General features: G+C 72.4%; 19 protein-coding genes. 6 read left to right on the top strand and 13 right to left on the bottom strand.

Annotation, left to right across the window (positions count from 1 at the left end; genetic code table 11):
• From ACR9ZK_RS12390 to ACR9ZK_RS12375, 4 genes are all read right to left on the bottom strand, one after another.
• A partial coding sequence (locus tag ACR9ZK_RS12390) for a YflT domain-containing protein (protein ID WP_481342227.1) occupies positions 1 to 531 on the bottom strand: 531 nt, incomplete at its 3' end.
• A gap of 54 nt (positions 532 to 585) precedes the next feature.
• Positions 586 to 1785: an acyl-CoA dehydrogenase family protein gene (locus tag ACR9ZK_RS12385; RefSeq protein ID WP_481342226.1), complete on the bottom strand. Its 1200-nt coding sequence runs from the start codon at positions 1783 to 1785 to the stop codon at positions 586 to 588.
• A gap of 168 nt (positions 1786 to 1953) precedes the next feature.
• Complete coding sequence (locus tag ACR9ZK_RS12380) at positions 1954 to 2829, bottom strand: caspase family protein (protein ID WP_481342225.1); 876 nt, start codon at positions 2827 to 2829, stop codon at positions 1954 to 1956.
• Positions 2830 to 2933: 104 nt separating this feature from the next.
• Entirely contained in the window at positions 2934 to 6275 is a 3342-nt protein-coding gene (locus ACR9ZK_RS12375; RefSeq protein ID WP_481342224.1) for a DUF7379 domain-containing protein, read from the bottom strand.
• A gap of 275 nt (positions 6276 to 6550) precedes the next feature.
• Between ACR9ZK_RS12375 and ACR9ZK_RS12370 the strand changes: the two genes are divergently transcribed.
• Positions 6551 to 7459: a serine protein kinase RIO gene (locus ACR9ZK_RS12370; protein ID WP_481342223.1), complete on the top strand. Its 909-nt coding sequence runs from the start codon at positions 6551 to 6553 to the stop codon at positions 7457 to 7459.
• A gap of 92 nt (positions 7460 to 7551) precedes the next feature.
• Here ACR9ZK_RS12370 and ACR9ZK_RS12365 read toward each other — a convergent pair whose 3' ends face one another.
• The 3 genes from ACR9ZK_RS12365 to ACR9ZK_RS12355 all read right to left on the bottom strand — a co-directional run bounded on the left by ACR9ZK_RS12365 (position 7552) and on the right by ACR9ZK_RS12355 (position 10734).
• Positions 7552 to 8229 (bottom strand): nitroreductase family protein, encoded by a 678-nt coding sequence (locus ACR9ZK_RS12365; protein WP_481342222.1) that lies wholly within the window; start codon positions 8227 to 8229, stop codon positions 7552 to 7554.
• Positions 8230 to 8354: 125 nt separating this feature from the next.
• Positions 8355 to 9764: a proline--tRNA ligase gene (gene proS / locus ACR9ZK_RS12360; RefSeq protein ID WP_481342221.1), complete on the bottom strand. Its 1410-nt coding sequence runs from the start codon at positions 9762 to 9764 to the stop codon at positions 8355 to 8357.
• 40 nt (positions 9765 to 9804) lie between these two features.
• A complete protein-coding gene (locus ACR9ZK_RS12355) occupies positions 9805 to 10734 on the bottom strand; it encodes an extensin family protein (RefSeq protein ID WP_481342220.1) in 930 nt (309 codons plus the stop codon).
• A 175-nt stretch (positions 10735 to 10909) separates the two neighbouring features.
• Between ACR9ZK_RS12355 and sigJ the strand changes: the two genes are divergently transcribed.
• Positions 10910 to 11827, top strand: a complete 918-nt coding sequence (gene sigJ, locus ACR9ZK_RS12350) for an RNA polymerase sigma factor SigJ (RefSeq protein ID WP_481342219.1) — start codon at positions 10910 to 10912, stop codon at positions 11825 to 11827.
• Positions 11828 to 11869: 42 nt separating this feature from the next.
• Here sigJ and ACR9ZK_RS12345 read toward each other — a convergent pair whose 3' ends face one another.
• Both ACR9ZK_RS12345 and ACR9ZK_RS12340 read right to left on the bottom strand, forming a co-directional pair.
• The gene (locus tag ACR9ZK_RS12345) at positions 11870 to 12754 is read right to left on the bottom strand and encodes an HpcH/HpaI aldolase/citrate lyase family protein (protein ID WP_481342218.1); all 885 of its coding nucleotides are present in this window, start codon (positions 12752 to 12754) and stop codon (positions 11870 to 11872) included.
• A gap of 3 nt (positions 12755 to 12757) precedes the next feature.
• A complete protein-coding gene (locus ACR9ZK_RS12340) occupies positions 12758 to 13843 on the bottom strand; it encodes an HpcH/HpaI aldolase/citrate lyase family protein (protein WP_481342217.1) in 1086 nt (361 codons plus the stop codon).
• Positions 13844 to 13932: 89 nt separating this feature from the next.
• Here ACR9ZK_RS12340 and ACR9ZK_RS12335 point away from each other — a divergent pair, with 89 nt between their 5' ends.
• The 4 genes from ACR9ZK_RS12335 to ACR9ZK_RS12320 all read left to right on the top strand — a co-directional run bounded on the left by ACR9ZK_RS12335 (position 13933) and on the right by ACR9ZK_RS12320 (position 17855).
• Positions 13933 to 14655 carry a hypothetical protein gene (locus ACR9ZK_RS12335; protein WP_481342216.1) on the top strand — a complete coding sequence of 241 codons (723 nt, stop codon included), beginning with the start codon at positions 13933 to 13935 and terminating at the stop codon, positions 14653 to 14655.
• An 18-nt stretch (positions 14656 to 14673) separates the two neighbouring features.
• A complete protein-coding gene (locus ACR9ZK_RS12330; RefSeq protein WP_481342215.1) occupies positions 14674 to 15978 on the top strand; it encodes a magnesium transporter MgtE N-terminal domain-containing protein in 1305 nt (434 codons plus the stop codon).
• Positions 15975 to 16538: a DUF1003 domain-containing protein gene (locus tag ACR9ZK_RS12325; protein ID WP_481342214.1), complete on the top strand. Its 564-nt coding sequence runs from the start codon at positions 15975 to 15977 to the stop codon at positions 16536 to 16538. Before ACR9ZK_RS12330 ends, ACR9ZK_RS12325 begins: the two co-directional genes overlap by 4 nt.
• Positions 16539 to 16712: 174 nt before the next feature.
• Positions 16713 to 17855: an Mrp/NBP35 family ATP-binding protein gene (locus tag ACR9ZK_RS12320; protein WP_481342213.1), complete on the top strand. Its 1143-nt coding sequence runs from the start codon at positions 16713 to 16715 to the stop codon at positions 17853 to 17855.
• A gap of 19 nt (positions 17856 to 17874) precedes the next feature.
• Here ACR9ZK_RS12320 and ACR9ZK_RS12315 read toward each other — a convergent pair whose 3' ends face one another.
• The 4 genes from ACR9ZK_RS12315 to ACR9ZK_RS12300 all read right to left on the bottom strand — a co-directional run bounded on the left by ACR9ZK_RS12315 (position 17875) and on the right by ACR9ZK_RS12300 (position 22969).
• The gene (locus ACR9ZK_RS12315) at positions 17875 to 19704 is read right to left on the bottom strand and encodes an ABC transporter ATP-binding protein (protein WP_481342212.1); all 1830 of its coding nucleotides are present in this window, start codon (positions 19702 to 19704) and stop codon (positions 17875 to 17877) included.
• Positions 19701 to 21485 carry an ABC transporter ATP-binding protein gene (locus ACR9ZK_RS12310; protein WP_481342210.1) on the bottom strand — a complete coding sequence of 595 codons (1785 nt, stop codon included), beginning with the start codon at positions 21483 to 21485 and terminating at the stop codon, positions 19701 to 19703. Before ACR9ZK_RS12310 ends, ACR9ZK_RS12315 begins: the two co-directional genes overlap by 4 nt.
• A gap of 82 nt (positions 21486 to 21567) precedes the next feature.
• Complete coding sequence (locus ACR9ZK_RS12305; protein WP_481342208.1) at positions 21568 to 21915, bottom strand: twin-arginine translocase TatA/TatE family subunit; 348 nt, start codon at positions 21913 to 21915, stop codon at positions 21568 to 21570.
• A gap of 61 nt (positions 21916 to 21976) precedes the next feature.
• Entirely contained in the window at positions 21977 to 22969 is a 993-nt protein-coding gene (locus tag ACR9ZK_RS12300; RefSeq protein WP_481342207.1) for a S1C family serine protease, read from the bottom strand.
• Positions 22970 to 23056: the final 87 nt, after the last annotated feature.

Raw genomic sequence — 23056 nt, 5'->3', positions numbered from 1 at the left:
TCCGTCGTCGGCAGCGTCAGATGTGTATAAGAGACAGATGCCGGCCTCGGCGAGGATGGCCCGCCCCTGCTGGGCGAACTTGTGCTCGCAGAACACCTCGTACTTCGTGGCGACGACCTGGCTCACCGAGGAGAAGTCGCGTGCTCCGCGCGTGAACGAGTAGCCGACGAGGGACCAGATCAGCCCGAACCCTGCGCCGTAGACGACGGTCAGCAGCAGGATGCTCGTGGGGTTGGAGGTCTGGGTGAAGAGCATGAGGATTAGACCGACGAACAGGCCGAGCCAGATGCCCGACAGCAGTCCGCCGAGCGCCACGCGGCCCCACGTGAGCCGTGCGGTGACCCGTTCGAGCTGCTTGAGCTCGGTGCCGACGATGAGGCAGTTCTCGACCGGGAACTCCTTGTCGGACAAGGTGTCCACGGCCTTCTGGGCATCCTCGTACTTGTCGAAGATGCCGAGTGACAGGGGGTAGTCGAGGGACAGAGTCGCGAATCCCGGTCGTCGCCCCGGACCCTTCGGTTGCAGGCTCATGCCCTCATCCTCGCACTCCGGCCGTCCCCGACCCGGGACCGGGAGACGTCGACCTCAGCCGCGGAGGCGGTACTCCTCGAGGAGGCGACGCCCGATGATCATCCGCTGGATGTCGGCGGTCCCCTCCCCGATGAGCAGCATCGGCGCCTCCCGGTAGAGCCGCTCGATCTCGTACTCCTTGGAGTAGCCGTACCCGCCGTGGATCCGGAACGCGTCCTCGACGACCTGGGCACAGTTCTCCGAGGCCAGGTACTTGGCCATCCCCGCCTCGAGGTCGTTGCGCTGCCCCGAGTCCTTCGTCCGGGCCGCCTTGACCATCATCGCGTGCGCCGCCTCCACCTTGACCGCCATGTCGGCCAACCGGAACAGCACCGCCTGGTGCTCGACGATCTTCTTGCCGAAGGTCTCCCGCTGCTGCGCGTACGCCACCGCCAGCTCGAACGCCCGCCGCGCCACCCCACAGCCCCGCGCGGCCACGTTGACCCGGCCCACCTCGACCCCGTCCATCATCTGGTAGAAACCCCGCCCCGGCTCGCCGCCGAGGACCTGGGCGTCGGTGCTGCGGTGCCCGTCCAGGAGCAGCTCGGTCGTGTCGACGCCCTTGTAGCCCATCTTCTCGATCTTGCCCGGCACCGTGATTCCCTGGGCCGTCTGGCCGAACCCGGGCTCCTTCTCCACCAGGAACGTCGTCATGTTCCGGTACACCGACTCCGCACCCGTGTCGGTCTTGACCAGCACCGCCACCAGGTTGGCCGACCCACCGTTGGTCAACCACATCTTCTGACCGGTGATCGACCACCCACCGTCGTCCTCGCGCACCGCCTTGGTCTTGATCGCCGAGACGTCCGAGCCGCAGCCCGGCTCGCTCATCGAGAACGCCCCCCGCACCTCACCGGTGGCCATCCGGGGCAGGTAGCGCCGCTTCTGCTCCTCGGTGCCGTGCTGCAGGATCATGTACGCCACGATGAAGTGGGTGTTGATGATCCCGCTGACACTCATCCAGCCCCGGGCGATCTCCTCGACGCACAACGCGTACGTCAGCAGCGACTCCCCCAGCCCGCCGTACTCCTCCGGGATCATCAACCCGAAGATCCCCATCTGCTTCATGCCCTCGACGATCTCGCTCGGGTACTCGTCGCGGTGCTCCAGCTCGGTGGCCACCGGCAGGATCTGCTCCTCGACGAACTCACGCACGAGCTTGACCAGCTCGATCTGCTCCTCGGACAGGCCATCGGTCTGCTGCAGTCGGGACATGCTCGAATCGCCACCTTGCGTCTGGGCTGGACTGTGCCGGGACCTGGCGGGTCGGTGACGACCGGCCGGGTTCGGCTGCGACCGAGTATGCCGCCGGGCTCGTCGGCCGGGCAGGGCCCTCGCCTGTGAGGGTCGACACCTGTGGTCTCGGTCACCGGCGACCCGGCATCACCAGGGCTGGCCGAAGGCCACCTTCTTCGAGGCGACCGGGCCCTCGAGCGTCGAACGCTGGCTGAAGTCACCGCTCTTGAGGCCCGACGTCACGCTGCGCAGGAGCTCGGTACGGGTTGCGGCCCGGTTGCCGGCGAGGGCCTTGAGGAACAGGTACGTGAAGGCGCCGTTGGACCGGCCGTCGAAGGTCGCGTCGGACGCCGTCTGGTCCGGCTTGCAGGCCGCGAAGAGTACCGGCTTGGCCCCGGCGCGACGGCCCTTGGTCAGCTCGACGAGGGCCTTGCGGTCGACGGTGCGCGGCGCCGTGACCGACCTGATCGAGCGTACCTGCTCCAGTCCGGCCGGCGTCGGCGGTGGCAGGAAGCGCGGTGCGCGCCCGAGGACGGCCGCCTGCATGATCTCCTCGAGGTCACGCAGGCCGGTGCCGCTGTGGCAGGTGTCGAGGAGCACCTCGAGCAGGACGCCGTGCGGAACCGAGGCGAACAGGTCGCGCAGCTCGTCGTCGACGATGACGGTGTCGCGGTCCCACTGGTTGCCCCGCTGGCGGATGTCGTGGCAGGCGAAGGCCTCGTCCAGGCCGTCGGGCTCGGCGTCGCCGCCGGGTTCGTTGGGCACCTGGGTCCCGTGGCTGGAGAAGGTGAAGACGAGGTGGTCGCCGGGCTTGGCCCGCCTCACCATGTCGGTGAGCGCGCTCATGATGTTCTTCTTCGTCGCGTCGGCGTCGGTGAGGACCGTCGTGCCGCGCTTGGTGAAGCCGAAGGCGCGCAGACCCGCCGCGACGTCGTTTGCGTCGTTGACGCAGCCGTTGAGCCAGCTCGTGCGCGGGAGCGACGCGAACTCGTTGATGCCGACGCAGAGGGCCTTGCGTGCCATGGCCGTTCCTTCCTTCTCGGGAGTCGGGGTCGTGTGCGGTCGGTGCTGTGGTGCGGTCGTGCCGCCGCGGAGGATCGAGGCGGTGGGGGCGAGTGTGATGCGGCTCAAGCGATCTCGAGCACGGCGTCGGGTCGGGCGTAGACGACGTAGGCGAGCCAGGTGGGATCGCCCGCCTCCCGGGCGGCGGTGCGGGCTGCGGCGCTGGCGCGCGCCATCGGGGTGCCACGGAGCAGCTCGTCGTAGAGCGTCTCGACGAAGACCCGCGCCGGCTCCTCGTGCACGGACCACAGGCACGAGACGAACGCCGACGCGCCGGCGTCGAGGAAGGCCTTGGCGAAGCCGCCGACGGTCGTGAACAGCTCGCCGCCACGGCCGGTCTGGCAGGCGTTGAGGACGACGACCGGGCCGGGTCGGCCCGCAGCGGCCCAGGCGACGTTCTGCGACACGTCGGTCGAGCTGAGGAACTGCTGGAGCACCTCCTGCCCGCGGCGCCGCCCCTTGAGCAGCACCCGGGCGTCGGCGATGTCCGCGGCGTCGGCAGCGCCGTGGCCGGAGAAGTGGAGCAGGTCGAAGGTCCCACCCCGCAGCACCCTCTCCACGCCGCTCGGGGTGGCCGTGACCGGCCGCGCCCCGAAGCGTTCGTGCAGGTAGGCGGCCTCGAGCAGCCCCACGTCGTTGCGGAACATCGGGTCGGCGTACTCCGGGCAGATGGTGCGCGCCCTCCCCGCGCGGACGCGGATCCGCTGTGGCGGAAGGCTGCCGAGCTGCCAGCGCACGAGCCCGCCCTGGGCGAGGAACCGCGGCTCGACGCCGCGCTTGCCCCGGGGCGGCTTGAGGTGGAACAGCTCCCAAGGCACGTACGGCTCGTCCGTGTAGACGAGGAGGTCGCTGACCCGGTCGCGGTTGGCCCAGAGGTAGGCCCGCATGTCCGCGGGGAAGAACTGCTCGAACAGCAACGAGCCGGTGTTCTGCAGCTGCTTGAGGCGGCGCGCATCGCTGAGGTCGGGGTCGCGGATGACGCGCTCCACCTCGGCGATGCGCTCCCGGACGAAGTCGTCGCGACCGACGATCGGACCGGACTCGAACAGGTGCGGCTCCTCTCCGGGCACCAGCCGCACGGCATAGGAGTAGACGCGCTCACCGCTCGGCCGGCGGCACTCGACGATGTCGAGGCACGGCAGCCCGTCGAGCTCGGGAGCATCGATGCCGGGGTGCACGGTCGCGCTCACCGGTGGCGGCGTCACGACGGACGCGGCACCGGCCTTCGCGTCGAGGGTCACGTTCGCCACGGGTACCCATCCCTGGCGCAGGACGACCGCGACCGAGACCGGCCCGTCTGCGAGGGGTCGCGCGGAGAAGGTCAGCTCGCTCGCCCAGTCGCCGCTCGGCAGGCCGAACACCTTCGCCTCGCGCTCGAGCACCTCGACGTTGTCCTTGCCGAGCACCTGCACCGACACCGGTCGCTCCGCGACGAGCTCGACGGTCTCGGTGACGCTCGCCGTGCCCTCGGTGGCCGTGAGCCGCCCGCGAGCGAGCCGCACGCGCACGGTGAAGGTCTGGCCCGGCGTCAGGAGCGAGGGCATCTCGGCGGCCAGGCCGGCGCGCGTCGTCGGCGCGGCGGCCGGTTCGGGGGCCGGCTCCGGGGTCGCGCGCCGGGCCGTGACGCGGCCGGCGGGCGCCGGTGGGAGGTCGCGCGGCCCGCCACCGGTGGGCTCCTCGGGCTCCGCGCCGACCTGAGGCGGCAGCGGCGCCGGCGGCAGCGGCGCCGGCGGCAGCGGCGCCGGCGGCATCGGCTCGGCACCGGCCGTCATCCAGTCCGGGAGCGACGCGTCGTCGCCGGCGCCGGCACCGAGCCCCAGCGGCAGCCACTGCGACAGTGCACCGATCACCTCGAGCTGGGCGAAGTAGTCGACGTGCGTGACCGTCCCGTTGGTGCCCAGGGCCAGGGTGTCGCGCACGTAGCCCCCGCTCGGTGGTCCGATGGCCGACATCGACGCGACGTCGACGACGAGGTCGTTGGGGCCGTGGAAGAGCCCGTCGACGAACCCCTCGGCGAGCACGGTGGCCAGCTCCTTGGGGAGCCGGGCCGGGGCGTCGTGGCCGTCGAGGGAGGCGTGGAAGTCGCTGCTGACGACGTACCAGCTCGTCCCCGGCCCGGGCTGACCCGGCTGGTCCGCGTTGAGGTCGGTGACGAAGGGCCCACCGGGCACCATGGCGGCCAGGCCCGGGACCGCGGCGTCGTCACCGCTCGCCGTGGCCGCGGTCGCGAGGACCTTGACGAGGCTGCCGACCGCCCGCACGACGCCGCCGACGACCGCCGCGAAGGGAGCCGCGCCCGGGACGAGCCCGAGCCCGCTCGCAGCGAGCGTGACGAGGTTGGTGTAGAGGTCGACGAGGTCGCGCCACCGGGCCGGGTCGGCCAGGTGCGTCCCACCGTGCGTCGAGGCGACGAACACGGCGGTGTCGACCGTTGCTCCCCAGCCGGACCCGGGCAGCACCGACTCGATGAACGACCGGGTCACGAGCCCGCCACGGCTGTGCGTCACGACGTCGAGGACGAGGTCGTCGCGCACCCCCGCGACGTGGAGCCGCTCGAGCAGGTCGCGGGCGTTCTGCTCCGGGTCGAGGCTCAGGGTGCGGTGGTCGTAACCGATGACGGCGTCGTAGGCCTCGACGAGGGTCCGCACGAATCCACCGGCCCCGGGGGCCAGCGACAACGCGCCGAAGGCCCCCGCGGTCGAGGAGAACGTCCCGTGGACGAGGAGCAGGACCCGCGCGGGCCGGTCGGTCGGGAGGGGGACGTCGGCCAGCGTCTCGACGGGGAGCCACGTCTCGACCGGCTCGTCGGTGACGTGGACGAGGCCGGTGCGGGTCCCGGTCTCGAGCCGGTCGACGAGCGTGTCGAGCAGCGGTGACGCGAACCGCAGGACGACCGCCTCCGCCGCCCCGTGCACGAGGTCACCGAGCAGGCCCCGGTCCGTGGTTCCGGGCGGTCCGAGGGCTCGGGTTCGGTCACCGCGAGCGGCCGGTCGGCGTCGGGACGGCGTGGACGGACGCGTCGGCTGCACGTCGATGCGGAAGCTGACCGTCCGCGAGCCGTCGCCCAGCCCTCGGGTGCGGCCCCTCGGCAGGTGCCAGGACCACACGCCGTCCCGCTCGACGAGGACGACGGCGTCCTGTTCCGGGGGCACGTCGACGTCGACCGCGACGGTCCCCACGCGGTTGGCTGCAGCGCTGTCCAGGTTACGAGAGGCCCTCGGGGAGAGGGCGATCCGCTCGACGACGTCGAACTGCTCGTCCTGGAGGGCGGCGAGGACGCCCTCCTTGCGCGCCCCGGCCGACGAGGGCAGCGGGAGGTCGCGGGAGCGGTCCGGCGCGGGCGTGGCGTCGTAGTTCCGGGGCGTGCGTACGCGCACCGCTCCCCCACCGAAGGACGCGGTCGGCATTCCTGGCTCACCTCCGAGACGGACCCTGCTCCTTGCCACGGTAGAGCGGCAGAGGGCGGCTTTGATACCGAAACGGCACAAGTCGTCCGGGAGGACCCGTGCGGGCCGGGTCGTGGGGCGCGTCGGCCGCGTAAATCGGTTGCCGACGGCGCGCGCCCGCGCCACTCTCTACCAGAGCGGGCCGCATACGGCCGTCCGCACCGACCCAAGGAGGGTGACATGTCGATCACGGTCCCGGGCATGACCGCCCAGCTCACTTCTTCCTTGGAGTTTCCTTGTCTTTCAATGCTTTCCACGAGGACGAATACGAGGTATTCGACCCTCACCTGACCGACGGCCGCCTGTCCGACCTCGACGTCGAGCAGTACGCGGTCGACACCGACCCCGACGGTCCACCCGAAGGCGAGCGGTGGTCGTCGTGGGACGGTGCGACCCACGGTCCCAAGCCGCGCCCCGAGTGGGTCATCACCGACCTCGGAGCCGTGGAGTCCGACCTCGGCGTCCTCAAGACGGGCAAGGAGGCCGACGTCCACCTCGTCCGGCGGTGGGTGCCAGGCTCGCCCGACCGCGACGTGCTCATGGCCGGCAAGCGGTACCGGTCGAGCAGGAACCGGCTCTTCCACCGCGACGCCGGCTACCTCGAGGGCCGTCGGGTCCGCAAGTCGCGCGAGACGCGGGCCATCCGCACGCGTACCTCGTTCGGCAAGGAGCTCATCAGTGGGCTCTGGGCCTTCGCGGAGTTCGAGACGCTGGTCCGGCTCTGGCACGAGGGCCTGCCCGTGCCGTACCCGGTGCAGATGTCCGACGAGGAGATGCTGATGGAGTTCATCGGCACTCCCGACGGGCAGGCTGCGCCGCGGCTCGCGCAGACCCGTCCGGACCCGGAGCTGCTGCCCGGGCTCTTCGAGCAGCTGCGCGACGCGATGCTCCGGCTCGCCGAGCTGGGCTGGGCGCACGGCGACCTCTCGCCGTACAACGTCCTTCTCGACGGCGAGGGCGAGGCGGCCAGGCTCGTCATCATCGACTGGCCGCAGGTCGTCGACGTCATCGGCAACCCGCACGGGCCCGAGTTCCTCGAGCGCGACGCGCGCAACATCGGGGACTGGTTCACGCGTCGTGGGTTCGAGGTCGACCACGGCCTCCTCTTCGGTGACCTCATGGCGGCCGCGACGTCACGGTGGTGACGCCGCGGACGACGGCTCGACGACGACGTCGTGGCAGGCGGGCGGGGACCACGCGTTCGTGGCGTGGTCCCCGCCCCGGGACGGTTTCGGCGTCAGGACGGGGGCTCGGACAGGAAGTCGGCCGGGTGGCCGAACTTCCCCGAGTGGACGAACTCCTCGAGCGGCAGGCGGGATCGAGGGAGCCGTGCCCGGGTGCGCACCCAGTCGGGCATCTCGTCGTCGACGCCCGCCGGTGCCGGTAGGCCCAGGGCGATGCCCGTCGTGACGGCCCAGTGCCGCGGTACGGCGAACGCCTCGTTCGCGGCGCGGTGGTCGAAGCCGCCGAACTGGCGCACCTGCAACCCCATCGACCGGGCCTGCACGGTGATGTGGGCGACGGCCTGGCCGAGGTCGAACATCGCGTAGTCGCTGTAGGACACCTCGTGGTCCTCGTCCGTCGCCACCTGGTGCAGCGTGAAGACGATCGCCGACGCCGACGGGGCCCACACCCGGTTCGGGGCGCTCAGAACCTCGATCATCGCGGCGTGCGTCTCGTCCCCGCGGCGGCCGACGATGAAGCCCCAGGGCTGCGAGTTGCCCGCCGACGGCGCCCACCGCGCGGCCTCGAGGATGGCCCGCAGGGCCTCGGGGGACAGCTCGTGCTCGCGGTCGTAGACCATGACGCTCTCACGGTCGCGCAGCAGCGGCGTCAGCACCTCCGGCTGCGCCGTCCCGGGCTGCGGCACGGGTCGCCCGGGCGTCACCGTCTCGTCGCTGTGCTGCTCGCTCACGCGTCCACCGTCCTCACGTCGGTCTCAACGACGCCGCGGGCCCGGACCTTCCCCAGACCGACCGTGACGCCGCGCACCCCGGACGGGAGGTCCCGACCGAGGAAACCACCGCCTTCGGGTTCGCGTCAGTAGGCACGGCCGACGACGGCGAGCACTCCGTCCGCGTCCTCCGACGGTGGCACCGAGCCGTCGGGCATCGTCAGGCACCGCACGGTGACGGTCGATGCGGCCAGCCGCTCCTCGCCCTCGACCCCGAGCGTCGCCCACGGGATCGTCGCCCATCCGGTGCGGGCGGCCTCGGCGGCCTCCTCGATCGTCGTCACGGCGCTCGTGCGCGCGTCACGGTGCGCCAGGGCAGCCGCGTAGAGGGAGTCCTGGTCCTCGGCGAGGGCCGCCGTGACGGTCGGCACGAGGGCGCGCAGCGACACCGGCGCCTTCCCCCCGGCGATGCGGCGCACCACGGTGACGCTGTCGTCGACGAGGTCGCGGGGCCCGACCTCGACCCGTACCGGGATGCCCTTGAGCTCGGCGTCGACCGCGCGGCGGCCGAAGGGGGTGTCGGTGCGGTCGTCGAGCTCGGCACGGACACCGGCGGCGACGAGGTCGGTGCGGACCCGAGCCGCGGCCTCGGCGACCCCCTCGCCTGCCTTGACGACCATGACGAGCGCCTGCACCGGTGCCAGACGTGGCGGAACCTGCAGGCCGGCGTCGTCGCCGTGGCACATGATCAGGCCGCCGAGCATGCGGGTGGAGGTGCCCCACGAGGTCGTCCAGCACAGCTCCCGGTGGCCCTGCTCGGACAGGTAGGTGATGTCGAACGCCGTGGCGAAGTTCTGGCCGAGCTCGTGGCTCGTCCCCATCTGCAGGGCCTTGCCGTCGCGCATCATCGCCTCCAGCGCAAGGGTGTTCGTCGCCCCGGCGAAACGCTCGCGAGCGGTCTTGCGGCCGAGGACCACCGGCATCGCGAGCATCTCCCGCATGAAGGCCGCGTAGACCTCGGAGTGGATGCGCCAGGCGTAGTCGCGTGCGTCCTGCTCGGTCGCGTGCGCCGTGTGGCCCTCCTGCCAGAGGAACTCGCTGGTGCGCAGGAAGACCCGCGGGCGCAGCTCCCACCGCACGACGTTGGCCCACTGGTTGAGCAGCAGCGGCAGGTCGCGGTAGCTCTGGGTCCACTTCGCCATGTACTCACCGATGACGGTCTCGGACGTCGGCCGCACGACGACCGGCTCGTCGAGCTCCTTGCCGCCCGCGTGGGTGACCACCGCCAGCTCGGGGCTGAAGCCCTCGACGTGCTCGGCCTCGCGGGTCAGGTAGGACTCCGGGATGAAGAGCGGGAAGTAGGCGTTGCAGGCGCCGGCCTCCTTGATCCGCCGGTCCATGTCGGCCTGCATCCGCTCCCAGATCGCGTAGCCGTACGGGCGGATGACCATGGTGCCGCGCACCGGACCGTTGTCGGCCAGCTCCGCCTTGGCGACGACGTCCTGGTACCAGCGCGGGAAGTCCTCCACCTGCGGGGTGAGCACGCTCCGGGGCATGCGGCCGATCCTACGGTCGCCCGCGCGGCGCGCGTCGCGCTCAGGCGTCACGCGCCTCGCGCATCGTGGCCCGGAGGAAGGCCTGCCACGCCTCGACGCCGTCGGTCAGCTCGCCCTCGCCCCCGTGGTCGCGCAGGATCGCGGTCGTCGCGTCCCGCGTCGCCGCGTCGAGCCGGCCGGTGATCGTCACCTCGCCGCGTCCCCACACGTGGACGCACATGGCCTGGACCGCCTGGACCTGGGCGCCCGAGCGCGGGATGAGCCGGGGGAGTCCGCCGGGGCCGAAGCGTCCGCTGTCGACGTGGATGTGGTTGGCGTGCGAGGCGTCGAACAGGTAGGTCAGCACGTCCGCGAAGTGCAGGTGCAGGCCGGCCGCCACCTGCCAGTAGGTCCGGAGCCGGCGGCGCACCTCGGCGGCGGTGTCGTCGCGCCAGCGGTCGTAGCGCAGCGAGGCGACGTCCCGTCCGTCGGCGCGGAGGCGGGCGACGTCGAGCGCCTGGCCGGAGTGGTGCCACGACGTGCCGGCACCCCTGGTCCAGCCGCCGTAGGAGTGCAGGGCCTCCGGGCGCTGGCCGGTCAGCGCCCGGTGCGTCGTCATCCACGCCGCGAGCGTGGCGGCGAAGGCGTCCTGCACGTAGTACGGCGTCGCCCGGCCGTCCACCTCGTAGTGGTGGGCCACCCCGCCGACGGCGTCCCGGCGTCGGAGCACGGACCGCTCGACCGCGACGGGGCGGTCCCTGGCCTCCGGCGTCATCGTCACGGGGTGGTCCGGCGCGATCACCGAGGCGAGCGCCCAGCCGCCGCCGGCGACCGCGGCGGCCCCGAGCCCACCGAGGACGAGGACACCCCGACGCGTCAGCCGCAGTGGCGGCTCGTTCCCGACGCCGGGCGCACGCGTGGGGCCCGGCCGGCCCGCAGAAGTTCGCGCGGTCGACGCGAGCCTCGGCGGGCGCGTCTCGGGCGTCGTCACGGCCCCAGTCTCACCCGGGTCGGCCCTGCACGGGAAACGGGGCCGGCTCCGGCGCGTCCGCCATGTCACACCGTGGGCGCGACGCGTGTCCACCTGTCGAACCGCATGCGCCGCCGGTCCCTGCGATGATCGCGGTGGCCGGCCGGCAGCCACCAGACCACGAGGTGAGGAACCGATGAGGACCCCTGCGACACCGGACGCCGCCGACGGGACGCCCGCGACCCGGCACCCCCAGACGGCGGTCTTCGAGGAGCACCGCGGCAGGCTCGTCGGTGCCGCCTACCGGATCCTGTCCAGCCACAGCGACGCCGAGGACGTCGTGCAGGAGGCGTGGCTGCGGTGGCGCGACGTCGACCTTTCCACGGTCGACGAGCCGCGCGCCTTCCTGCTGACGGTGACGACGCGTCTGGCCCTCAACCGCCTTCGCCAGCTGCGCTCGCGGCGCGAGACCTACGTCGGCCCGTGGTTGCCCGAGCCGGTCGCGAGCGACCCCCGGGACGACGGTGCCGCCGCCGCCGAGCTGGCCGACGAGGTGTCGATGGCGATGCTCATCGTCCTCGAGTCGCTCAGCCCGCTGGAGCGCGCGGCGTTCGTCCTGACCGAGGTGTTCGGCATGCCGGCCACCGAGGTGGCCACGACGCTCGACCGGTCACCCGCGGCGGTGCGCCAGCTCGTGCACCGGGCACGCTCGCACGTCGAGGCGCGGCGGCCCCGGAGCGTCGTCGACGCGGCTCGGCACCGGGAGGTGACCGAACGGTTCCTCGCCGCGGCCGCCGGCGGTCAGGTCGAGGCGCTCTTCGAGGTGCTCGCCCCCGACGTCACCCTCGTCAGCGACGGCGGCGGGATCCGCCGCGCGGCCCTGCGCCCGATCCACACGGCGGACAAGGTCGCCCGCTGGCTCGCCGGCGTCCTGAACCGGCCGGAGTCGGCGGCCGTGACCGGTGCCGAGGTGCGCGTCGTCAACGGCGAGGACGCGGTCGTGCTGCTGACCGCCGAGGGCGTCGACTCGGTGTGGTTCCTCACCGTCGAGGACGACCGCGTCGTGGCCGTGTACGGCATCCGCAACCCCGACAAGCTCCACGCGGTCACCTGAGCCGCTCCTCGGGTCGAGGTCTCGGCAGCGGACGGAGGCGGGTCAGTCGGCGAGGGCCGAGATCGCCTCGGCGGTCGCGATGACCTTGCGCGCCGTGTCGACGTGGAGGTTCTCGACGAGCCGGCCGTTCAGCGTGGCGACGCCACGGCCCTCGGACTGCGCCTGCTCGAACGCCTCGATGACGGCGCGGGCGTCCTCGACCTGCCCCGCGCTCGGGGCGAAGACCTCGTTGGCCGGGCCGACCTGTGCCGGGTGGATGAGCGTCTTGCCGTCGAAGCCGAGCTCCCGACCCTGACGCGCCTCGGCGAGGAACCCGTCGGCGTCCTTGACGTCGTTGAAGACGCCGTCGAGCACCGCGACGCCGGCCGCCCGGGCCCCGAGCACCGCCAGCTGCAGGCTCGTCATGACGGCGGCGCGACCCGGCGCGAAGGAGGCCCCGAGCTCCTTGTAGAGGTCGTTGGTCCCGAGGACGAGACAGGCCAGCCGGTCCGACGCAGCGGCGATCCGGGCGGCGTCGAGGATCGCCGCCGGGGTCTCGACCATGGCCCACAGCCGCGTGCGCTCCGGGGCACCCGCGGCCTCGAGCGCGTCGACGAGGGAGCGCACCTCGTCGGCCGACCCGACCTTGGGCACGACGACGGCATCCGGGCCGGCAGCGGCCGCGGCGGCGAGGTCGTCCTCGTGCCACCGGGTCCCGATGGCGTTGACGCGTATCGTCAGCTCGCGTCGACCGTAGGCGCCCGATCGAGCTGCGGCACAGGCGTTCTCGCGAGCGGAGTCCTTGGCCTCCGGCGCGACGGCATCCTCGAGGTCGAGGATCAGCCCGTCGACGGGCAGCGTCCTGGCCTTCTCGAGCGCCCGTTCGTTGGAGCTCGGCAGGTAGAGCACCGAGCGACGCGGACGGAAGGCGGTCTCGTCGGGTCCCATTCCTCAGGCCCCTTGTCCCCGGAGCTCGGGTTCGGCGGGTTCGGCGTAGCGTCGAGCGAGGTCGGGATCCGTGGCCGCGAGCCGCTCGGCGAGCTCGACGATGACGAGGCACTGCTTGAGGCTCGCGTCGTCCTCCATCTTCCCGTCGAGCATGACCGCCCCGGTGCCGTCGCCCATGGCGGCGACGACGCGTCGGGCGTGGCGCACGTCGTCGGGCGACGGGCTGAACACCCGCTTGGCGATGTCGATCTGCACCGGGTGCAGCGACCACGCCCCGACACAGCCGAGCAGGAACGCGTTGCGGAACTGGTCCTCGCACGCGACGACGTCCGTGATGTCGCCGAACGGGCCGTAGTACGGGTAGATGCCGTGCATCGCGCAGGCGTCGACCATCCGGGCGATCGTGTAGTGCCACAGGTCCTGCTGGTGCACCGGGCGGGTCGCGTGGACGTCGTCGCCCGGTGCGTCCTCGCGCACGAGGTAGCCGGGGTGGCCACCGCCGACACGGGTCGTCTTCATCCGGCGGTCGGCCGCGAGGTCGGCCGGCCCGAGGGAGAGCCCCTGCATGCGCGGGCTGGCCCCGCAGATCTCCTCGACGTTGACCATGCCGCGCGCCGTCTCGAGGATCGCGTGCACGAGGATCGGACGCGTCAGCCCCGCCCTGGCCTCCAGCTGGGCCAGCAGCCGGTCGACGTAGTGGATGTCCTCGGCGCCCTGCACCTTGGGGACCATGACGACGTCCAGCTTGTCGCCGATCTCGGTGACGAGCGTCGTCAGGTCGTCGAGCGCCCACGGGCTGTCGAGCGCGTTGACGCGCGTCCACAGCTGCGTGTGCTCGCCGAAGTCCGTGGTCTTCGCGACGGCGACGAGGCCCGCCCGGGCCGCCTCCTTGCGGTCGGCCTTGACGGCGTCCTCGAGGTTGCCGAGCAGCACGTCCACCGTGCCGACGAGGCCGGGGACCTTGGCCGCCATCTTCTCGTTGCTCGGGTCGAAGAAGTGGATGACCCGCGACGGGCGGGCCGGCACCTGCGTGAGCGGAGCCGGCGCACCCACCGCGAGGGGACGGAAGAAGTCCTTCGCGCTGCGCATGGGCGCCAACCTAGCGGCGGCCCCACGGCACCGGTTATGACCGCGCTCACGCCCGGCCGGCATGAGGTGCGGATCACTAGGGTGGCCCTGTGAGCGACCCCAGCACCGCGCCAGCGACGACCGGCCCCACCGGCGAGCCCGTCCGCGAGCCCGCCGACCGTACCGCCGTCCGCGGCACGACCGACGACTCCACGGACACCCCCCGCGCACCGGCCGCCAACCTCAGCGCGCTCCTCGACGAGGCGATGGGCAAGTCCGGGCTGCTGTGGATCGACGTCGCCGACGACCGTGCCTGGCCGGCCTGGCACGTGTGGGACGAGGGCGCGGCGCTCGTCGTCAGCGGTCCGGGCGAGCAGCCGCTGCCCTGGCTGCCGAAGGAGGTCCGACTGGTCCTGCGCAGCAAGGACACCGGTGGCCGGCTGCTCACCGTCCGCGCGACGGTCCACGTCCTGCAACCCGGCACGCCCCAGTGGGCCCGGGCCGCCGACCTGCTCAAGGCCTCTCGGCTCAACGCCGTCGACGACTCGCTGGCCCGGTGGGCCGCCGAGTGCACCATCACCGCGCTCGTCCCGTTCGGGGAGCCGGTCGAGTCGCCCGGCGCCTACTCCGCCGACGCCCACCGGGCCGCACCGGCCCGCACCACCGCCACGACGACGGCCTGGCGCCCCTGGCACCTGGGCGGCCGCGGCGAGGAGAAGGCCCAGCGCCAGCAGGCACGCGCCGAGGAGCGGAGCCGGCGCAAGGCGGCCAAGGAGCGGGCCAAGATGCGCAAGCACCAGCAGCGACGTGGCGGACGTCGCCGTCCGTCCTGACCGAATAGCCTTGGCGTCATGAGTGGAAACACCCGCGTCTTCGTCGCGCGCCTGACCGGCCTGAGCGTCTTCGACCCGCTCGGCGACCAGGTCGGGCGCGTCCGCGACGTCGTGGTGGTGTTTCCCGCGGGCCGGCCGCAGCCGCGCGTCATCGGTCTGGTCGTCGAGGTGCCCGGGCGCCGCCGCGTCTTCGTTCCGATGACCCGCGTCACCTCCATCGACGCCGGTGCCGTCATCACGACGGGTCTGGTCAACATGCGCCGCTTCGAGCAGCGCACCAACGAGGTGCTCGTCGCCGCCGAGCTGTTCGACCGCGCCGTCCACGTCACCACCCCCGACGCCATCGAGGCCGGCTTCGCCGATGCCGTCGTCGAGGACCTCGCCATCGAGCAGGGGCCCCGACGCGACTGGCTCGGTGTCAAGGTGTTCGTGCGCCAGGTCTCCGGCGTCTCGTCGGCCTCGCGCGCCGTCTCGCGGCTGACCCGGCGCCGTTCCGGCAAGACGATGCTCGTCGACATCCGCGACGTCACCGGTCTGCACGACCAGGCCGCCGCCCAGAGCGCCGAGCGGCTCCTCGAGACCTACGACGACCTCAAGGTCGCCGACCTCGCTGAGGTGATCCACGACCTCAACCCCAAGCGTCGCGCCGAGGTGGCCGCCGCGCTCGACGACGAGCGCCTCGCCGACGTCCTCGAGGAGCTGCCCGAGGACGACCAGGTCGAGATCATCGCCGGCCTCGACACCGAGCGCGCCGCCGACGTCCTCGAGGCGATGGAGCCCGACGACGCCGCGGACCTGCTCGCCGACCTGCCGCCCGAGCAGGCCGAGCAGCTGCTCCAGCTCATGGAGCCCGAGGACGCGGCTCCCCTGCGCCGCCTGCTGACGTACGACGAGAACACCGCCGGCGGCATGATGACGACCGAGCCCGTCGTCCTCGGTCCCGAGGCCACCATCGCCGAGGCCCTCGCGATGGTCCGCCGCGAGGAGCTCGCGCCGGCTCTCGCGTCGATGGTCTACGTGTGCCGTCCGCCGCTCGAGGTCCCGACCGGCCGCTACCTCGGGCTCGTCCACATCCAGCGGCTGCTGCGCGAGCCGCCGCACGCCGCCGTCGGCAGCATCATCGACAAGGAGATGGAGCCGGTGCCGGCGAGCGCCTCGCTCGAGACCGTCACGCGCACCCTCGCGACGTACAACCTCGTGTCGCTGCCCGTCGTCGACGACGACGGACGCCTCATCGGCGCGGTCACCGTCGACGACGTCCTCGACCACATCCTCCCGGAGGACTGGCGTGAGGAGCGGCACGAGCTGGAGGTGCGCCCGTGAGCGAGCGAGCCGAGCGGCGCACCGGCCCGCGGGGCAGCCGTATCGACAAGCTCGACAAGCTGGACCAGCCACGCGAGCAGCGGCCCCGCCTCCTGACCGTGTCGTTCTCGCAGGAGGCCTTCGGGGTCCTGTCCGAGAAGTTCGCGCGGTTCATGGGCACCGCGCAGTTCCTCATCGGGATGACGGTCTTCGTCGTCGCGTGGATCGGCTGGAACGTCCTCGCCCCGCGCGACCTCGTCTTCGACCAGTACCCCTTCATCTTCCTGACGCTGATGCTCAGCCTGCAGGCCTCGTACGCCGCGCCGCTCATCCTCCTCGCCCAGAACCGGCAGGCCGACCGCGACCGCGTCGCCCTCGAGCAGGACCGCGCCCGCGACGAGCGCAACCTCGCCGACACCGAGTTCCTGACGCGCGAGGTCGCCTCGCTGCGCCTGGCCCTGCGCGAGCAGGCGACGCGCGACTTCCTCCGCTCCGAGCTCCGCAGCCTCATCGACGAGCTCGAGGAGCGCGCCCTCATCCACCGCTCCGACGAGCCCACCCCCGCGCAACACACCGAGTAGTCGCCAACCCGTCACGGGTACACCCCGACGCGTTGGCCACTACTCGGTGTGTTGCGCTCCGGGGTGGCCACTCGGTGGGTGCCTGCGGTGTGCGTCACCGTGGGTGGCGGTGTGTGTCGCGGTAGACACGGACCGTGGTCGGGAGGGCCGCGGGCGCGACCTACGATGGAGGACATGTCCGCCCCCGCGCTGCCGAGCCGTGACACCCTGCTCACGGCACTGTCGAAGGTCAACGACCCCGAGATCCGCAAGCCGATCACCGAGCTCGGCATGGTCAAGTCGGTCGAGGTCGACGACGCCGGTGCGGTGGCCGTGGCCATCTACCTCACGGTCTCGGGCTGCCCGATGAAGGACACCCTGACCCGCGACACGACGGCAGCCCTCCTCGCGGTCGAGGGCGTGACCTCCGTCGACGTCGCCCTCGACGTCATGAGCGACGAGCAGCGCGCGGCCCTGCGCCAGCAGCTGCGCGGCGGCGCACCCGAGAAGGAGATCCCCTTCGCCAGGCCGAACAGCCTGACGCGCGTCTACGCGGTCGCGTCCGGCAAGGGCGGCGTCGGCAAGTCCTCGGTCACCGTCAACCTCGCGGCCGCCATGGCCGAGCAGGGCCTGCGGGTCGGGGTGGTCGACGCCGACGTCTACGGCTTCTCGGTGCCGCGCATGCTCGGCGTCGAGCAGCGCCCGACGCAGGTCGACGACATGATCCTTCCGCCCGTCAGCCACGACGTGAAGGTCATCTCGATCGGCATGTTCGTGCCCGGCAACCAGCCCGTCGTCTGGCGCGGCCCCATGCTGCACCGGGCCCTGCAGCAGTTCCTCGGCGACGTCTTCTGGGGCGACCTCGACGTCCTGCTGCTCGACCTGCCCCCCGGCACCGGCGACATCGCCATCTCGGTGGCCCAGCTCATCCCGACGGCCGAGATCCTCGTCGTCACGACGCCGCAGCAGGCCGCCGCCGAGGTCGCCGAGCGCGCCGGGTCGATCGCCCTGCAGACCCACCAGCGCCTCGCCGGCGTCATCGAGAACATGAGCTGGCTCGAGCTGCCCGACGGCTCGCGTCAGGAGATCTTCGGCTCCGGCGGCGGCCGCGCCGTCGCCGACTCGCTGAGCCGCAGCATCGGCGCGCCCGTCGAGCTGCTCGGCCAGATCCCGCTCGACACGCGGCTGCGCGAGGGCGGCGACGCCGGCACGCCCGTCGTCCTCGGCGCCCCGGACTCGGCCGCGGGGGTCGCACTGCGGGGCATCGCGCGGGGCCTCGCGAGCCGGGCCCGCGGCCTGGCCGGCCGCTCCCTCGGCCTGAGCCCCGTCGGGCGCTGAACGCGCCCGGGGGGGCGACTCAGGCCAGGGAGTCCATCCAGGCCCGGTGCAGGCCGGCGAACCGGCCCGACCCGGCCTCGATGAGGTCGCCCGGCGCACCGTCCTCGACGATGCGCCCGTGCTCCATGACGAGCACCCGGTCGGCGATCTCGACGGTCGACAGACGGTGCGCGATGACGACGGCGGTGCGCCCGGCGAGGATGGTCTGCAGGGCCCGCTGCACGAGCCGCTCGGACGGGATGTCGAGGGAGGACGTCGCCTCGTCGAGGATGAGCACCGGGGGGTCGGCGAGGAAGGCCCGGGCGAACGCGACGAGCTGACGCTGGCCGGCGCTGAGCAGGCCACCACGGTTGGACACCGGCGTCGCGTACCCCTCGGGCAGGGCGGAGATGAACGCGTCCGCACCGAGGGCCCGCGCCGCGGCCTGCACCTGTTCGTCGGTGGCCTCGGGCCGGCCGAAGCGGATGTTGTCGGCGACCGTGCCGCTGAACAGGTAGCTCTCCTGGGTCACCATGACGACCGCGCGGTGCAGGTCCTCGGACCGGATGCGGCGCAGGTCGACGCCGTCGAGCAGCACCGCGCCCCGCGTCGGGTCGTAGAACCGCGTCGCCAGCTTGGCCAGGGTCGTCTTGCCGGCACCGGTCGTCCCGACGAGGGCGACGGTCTGGCCCGCGGGGACCGTGAGGTCGAGGTCGGGCAGGACGGGGGTGCCGGGCACGTACTCGAACCGGACGTGCTCGAGACGCAGCTCGCCGCGCGCCCCCTCGAGCGCGACGGGGTCGGTCGGCTCAGGGACGTCGGGCTCCTCCTCGAGGACGCCGGACAGCTTCTCGAGCGCGGCCGAGGCGGACTGGAAGGTGTTGTAGAACTGGGAGATCTCCATCATCGGCTCGAAGAACTGCCGCAGGTACAGCAGGAACGCGGCGAGCACGCCGACCGTGACCTCGCCCTCGTAGGCGAGGTAGCCGCCGTAGAGCAGCACCACCGCGATGGTGACGTTGCCGATGAGGCGGATGCCGGGCATGAACCAGGCGACGAGGCGGAACGCGACGAGGTTGGCGCGCCGGTACTGGTCGTTGACGTCGTCGAAGATCTCCTGGTTGCGCGGCTCGCGGCGGAAGGCCTGGACCGCGCGGATGCCGTTCATCGACTCGACGAAGTGGACGATGACGAGGGCGACCTTCTCGCGGGTCGCGCGGTAGCTGCGCGCCGACTCCTTGCGGAACCAGTTGGTCAGCCAGGCGAGGAACGGGCCGCAGAGCAGGGCGACGAGACCGAGCTTGACGTCGAGGACGAGCAGCAGGACGGACGTGCCGACGAGCGTCAGCGCGGCCGTGACGAGGCCGTCGAAGCCGGTCTCGAGCATCTCGTAGATGGCATCGACGTCGGAGGTCTGGCGCGAGATGACGCGGCCCGAGGTGTACCGGTCGTGGAAGGCGGGGCTGAGGCGCTGGAAGTGCCGGAAGACGCGCCGGCGGATCGACAGGAGGATGTCCTGGCCGATCTGGCCGGAGCGCACGAGGAAGAGGTTGCGCGCGACGGCCTGCGTGACGGTGGCGGCGAGGACGAGGGCGACGACGACGAGCAGCGGGTCGAGGTCGCCGGAGTCACGGATCGGCGGGATGCCGACGTCGATGCCCTCCTTGACGAGGTACGGGATGGCGAGGCGGGCCCCGTTCTCGACGACGACGACGGCCATGAGCCACCACAGCGCCCGCCGCCACGGCCGCATCACGTCGGCGAGCAGCCGCCGTGAGCGGCCCGCGAGCCGGGCCGAGGCCTGCGCGGTCAGCTCGCCCTCGGTCTCGTCCGAGGCGACGCCGCGCCAGTCCTGCACGGGCGCGCTCATGCCGACACCTCCGCCGAGGCGTCGTGTCCGGCCACCGGGTCCGCGGCGAGCAGCTCGCGGTAGGCCGGGACGGTGTCGAGCAGCTCGCGATGGGTGCCGACGTGGGTGATGGTGCCGCCCTGCAGGAGGGCCACGCGGTCGGCGAGCAGGACGGTCGAGGCGCGGTGGGCGACGATGAGGCCGGTGGTGTCGGACAGCACCCGCGACAGCGCCTCCTCGACGAGCTTCTCGGTGTGGACGTCGAGCGCGGACAGGGTGTCGTCGAGGACGAGGACCGCCGGACGCGACAGGACGGCGCGCGCGAGGGCGAGCCGCTGGCGCTGCCCGCCGGACAGCGACAGGCCCTGCTCCCCGATGCGGGTGTCGAGCCCCCACGGCAGGTCGTGGACGAATCCCGCCTGGGCGATCTCGATCGCGGCGAGGACCTCGTCCTCGGTGGCCTCTACCCGACCGAGGGTCACGTTCTCGCGGGCGCTCATCGAGAAGAGGGTCGGCTCCTCGAAGGCCGTGGCGACGAGGCTGCGCAGCGCCGCGAGGTCGAGGTCGCGCACGTCGACGCCGTCGATGGTGATGCGCCCACCGGTGACGTCGAACAGCCGGGGCACGAGCGAGGTCAGCGCGGTCTTGCCGGTGCCCGTCGCGCCGACGAGGGCGACCGTCTGCCCCGGCGGCAGGTCGAGGTTGACGTCGCGCAGCACCGGCTGGTCGGGGGCGTCGGGAAAGGCGAAGTCGACGTGCTCGAAGCGCAGGTGGCCGCGCCTCGGCGTCGACGTCTGCCCGCCCGAGACGATCTCGGGTGCGGTGTCGAAGATCTCGAGGACCCGGGCCGCCGCGGTCATCGCCTCCTGGGCCATCGCGAGGATGACGCCGAGCGATGAGACCGGCCACACGAGCGAGAGCATCAGGGTGATGAAGGCGACGAGCTCGCCCGGCGTCAGCGCACCGCGGCCGACGCCGATCGCCCCGAGGAGCAGCACGACGACGACGGCGAGGTTGGGGATGACCTCCAGGAAGGTCCAGAACTTCGCGGAGAGGCGCACCTTGTCCATGCTCGTCGCGCGCAGCTCGAGCGCCGCCGCGTCGTAACGACCGGACACGTGGTCGCTGCGGCCGAACGACTTGATGACGCGGATGCCGACGGCACCCTCCTCGGCCTGGGTCGCGAGGTCACCCTGCTGGTCCTGGACCCGGCGCGAGACGACGACGTAGGCCTTCTCGAAGCGCATCGAGAGCCAGATGATCGGCACCGACACGGCGGCCACGACGAGCCCGAGCGGCCAGTACATCGACAGCAGGACGCCGGTGACGACGACGAGCTGCAGGACGTTGACGACGAGGAACAGCAGGCCGAACCCGCTGAACCGGCGGATCGCCGACAGGTCGGTGGTAGCGCGCGAGAGCAGCTGGCCGGACTGCCACCGCGTGTGGAAGCTCATCGGCAGCGCCTGCAGACGCTCGTAGAGGTCGCGGCGCAGCGCGGTCTCGAGGCCGAGGACGGCGTTGGACTGCACCCAGCGGCGCACGAAGATCAGCACGGCCTCGAGGACACCGAGGCCGAGCGCGAGCAGCCCGAGCGGCAGGACCGGGCCGAGCTCGTGCCGCGAGATCGGCCCGTCGATGATGGCGCGCGTCACCAGTGGCAGGGCGATGGACAGCCCGACGCCGGCGAGCGAGGCGGTGAACATGACGACCAGGGCCCGACGGTGCGGCCGCAGGTACCCGCGCAGGCGCCAGAGGGAGCGGACGGAGGCAGGCGGGTGCGCGACGGGTTCGGGAGGCATCAGCTCCTGACGATAGCTGCCGCCCCCGACAGCCGATGCCTCTGGGTCAGATCGTTTTCTCGGCGGGGACCCGACGGCGTGCTCACGTGGCCTCGGCGTCCCACGGCGTCGGTTTCGACGGGTCGTGGCCGCGCGGCAGGCTCACCGGTTTGTCCGGCTCCGGCTCGGGCTCGTCGGCCGGCGCGCTCAGGGCGTCGCGGACGATCCGGCGCGGGTCGTACTGGCGCGGGTCGTAGGCCCGCCAGTCGATGTCGGAGAACTCCGGACCCATCTCGTCCTTGAGCTGCTCCTTGGCCCGGTCGGCCATGGCCCGCGCCTGCCGGACGAACCGGCCGAACTTGGCGGCGTACTCGGGAAGGCGCTCGGGGCCGAGGACGATGACCGCGAGGAGGCCGAGCAGGAGCAGCTCCCACCCGTTGATGTCGAACACTCTTCCTCGCTTCCCTGCAGGCCGGCGCGCGCCATCATACGGAAGCGCCCCGGGAGCCGGCTCAGTTGTCCGGGTCGGCCTCGAGCGTCATCTGCAGGTCGGTCCGACGGCCGTCGCGCAGCACCGTGAGCGTGACCGTGTCCCCGACGGCGCGCGAGCGGATCGAGACGATGAGCTGGTCCGGGGTGCGGATGCGCTTGCCCTCGAAGGCCGTGATGATGTCGCCCGGCCTGACGCCCGCCTTGGCGGCGGGACCGCCCGCCGTCACGGCGTCCGGGCGGTCGAGGACCTGGGCGCCGTCGCCGCTGAAGGTGCGGTCGAGGCTGACGCCGATGATCGGGTGGGTGGCCTTGCCCGTGGCGATGAGCTGGTCGGCGGTGCGCCGGGCCTGGTCGCTCGGGATGGCGAAGCCGAGGCCGATGCTGCCGCCGGTCGAGCCACCGGTGCCGGGCACGCGGGCGATAGCCGAGTTGACGCCGATCACCTGTCCGGACATGTCGAGCAGGGGCCCGCCGGAGTTGCCCGGGTTGATCGCGGCGTCGGTCTGGATGGCGTTGATGAAGGAGGTCTCGGTGCCCTCGCCCGGCGTGACCGGCCGGTTGAGCGCGCTGACGATGCCGGTCGTCACGGTCTGGTCCAGCCCGAGCGGGGCCCCGACGGCGATGACCTGGTCGCCGACGACGACCTGGTCGGACCTGCCGAGCGTGAGGGGCGTGAGGTCGGTGCGGCCGATCCTGATGACCGCCAGGTCGTAGGAGGCGTCCTTGCCCACGATCGTGGCCTTCTCGGTGTCGCCGTTGCTGAGCACGACGTCGATCTGCCCGCTCGCGGCCGACACGACGTGGTTGTTGGTCAGGATGTGACCCTTGCGGTCGATGACGAAGCCCGACCCGGTGGCCGACCCCTCGCTGCCGCCGTCGACCTTGATCGTCACGACGCTCGGCAGGGCGGTCGCCGCGATGTTGGCGACGCTGCCCGCCGGGCGGGCGGTTGCCCCGATGCCGGGAGTCGGCAGCGTCGAGCCGCTCGTGAGGTTGACGCGGTCGTCGAGCACCTGCCCGGCGACGCCGCCGACGACCCCCGATAGGAGGCACAGCCCGGCGACTGTCTCTTATACACATCTGACGCTGCCGACGACGGA

Source organism: Monashia sp. HAY1-5C (assembly GCF_056755255.1).
This window is presented reverse-complemented; position numbering and strand designations above follow the sequence as displayed.

Excerpts from the sequence above, each read along its gene's own strand:
- ACR9ZK_RS12385 (WP_481342226.1), bottom strand. The coding sequence starts at position 1,785 with ATGTCCCGACTGCAGCAGACCGATGGCCTGTCCGAGGAGCAGATCGAG.
- ACR9ZK_RS12380 (WP_481342225.1), bottom strand. The coding sequence starts at position 2,829 with ATGGCACGCAAGGCCCTCTGCGTCGGCATCAACGAGTTCGCGTCGCTC.
- ACR9ZK_RS12375 (WP_481342224.1), bottom strand. The coding sequence starts at position 6,275 with ATGCCGACCGCGTCCTTCGGTGGGGGAGCGGTGCGCGTACGCACGCCC.
- proS (WP_481342221.1), bottom strand. The coding sequence starts at position 9,764 with ATGCCCCGGAGCGTGCTCACCCCGCAGGTGGAGGACTTCCCGCGCTGG.
- sigJ (WP_481342219.1), top strand. The coding sequence starts at position 10,910 with ATGAGGACCCCTGCGACACCGGACGCCGCCGACGGGACGCCCGCGACC.
- ACR9ZK_RS12345 (WP_481342218.1), bottom strand. The coding sequence starts at position 12,754 with ATGGGACCCGACGAGACCGCCTTCCGTCCGCGTCGCTCGGTGCTCTAC.
- ACR9ZK_RS12340 (WP_481342217.1), bottom strand. The coding sequence starts at position 13,843 with ATGCGCAGCGCGAAGGACTTCTTCCGTCCCCTCGCGGTGGGTGCGCCG.
- ACR9ZK_RS12330 (WP_481342215.1), top strand. The coding sequence starts at position 14,674 with ATGAGTGGAAACACCCGCGTCTTCGTCGCGCGCCTGACCGGCCTGAGC.
- ACR9ZK_RS12320 (WP_481342213.1), top strand. The coding sequence starts at position 16,713 with ATGTCCGCCCCCGCGCTGCCGAGCCGTGACACCCTGCTCACGGCACTG.
- ACR9ZK_RS12315 (WP_481342212.1), bottom strand. The coding sequence starts at position 19,704 with ATGAGCGCGCCCGTGCAGGACTGGCGCGGCGTCGCCTCGGACGAGACC.
- ACR9ZK_RS12310 (WP_481342210.1), bottom strand. The coding sequence starts at position 21,485 with ATGCCTCCCGAACCCGTCGCGCACCCGCCTGCCTCCGTCCGCTCCCTC.